The 326-nt window shown below is 46.9% G+C and carries 1 protein-coding gene; it reads left to right on the top strand.

Annotated features, from left to right (window positions below; all coding sequences use genetic code 11):
- On the top strand, window positions 1–326 hold a 326-nt coding region (locus tag C2M24_RS12940; RefSeq protein WP_267894383.1), incomplete at both ends, for an EF-Tu/IF-2/RF-3 family GTPase.

Here is a 326-nt window from a genome sequence, read left to right as displayed (position 1 = left end):
TTCCCAGGTGACGACCTACCTCTAATCCAAGGTTCAGCTCTTAAAGCGCTTGAAGGCGAGAAAGAGTGGGAAGACAAGATCATCGAGCTTGCAGAAGCCCTAGATACTTACATCCCAGAGCCAGAGCGTGACATCGATAAGCCATTCATCATGCCTATCGAAGACGTATTCTCAATCCAGGGTCGTGGTACAGTTGTAACTGGTCGTGTTGAAGCCGGTATCATCAACGTGAACGACGAAGTTGAAATCGTAGGTATCAAAGAAACTACGAAGACAACTTGTACTGGTGTAGAAATGTTCCGTAAGCTTCTAGACGAAGGTCGTGC

Origin of the sequence: Pseudoalteromonas sp. T1lg22 (assembly GCF_002964645.1) — a bacterium.
GTDB lineage: Bacteria > Pseudomonadota > Gammaproteobacteria > Enterobacterales > Alteromonadaceae > Pseudoalteromonas.
The sequence above is the reverse complement of the archived record's forward strand: the minus strand, read 5'-3'. Positions and strand labels throughout refer to the sequence as shown.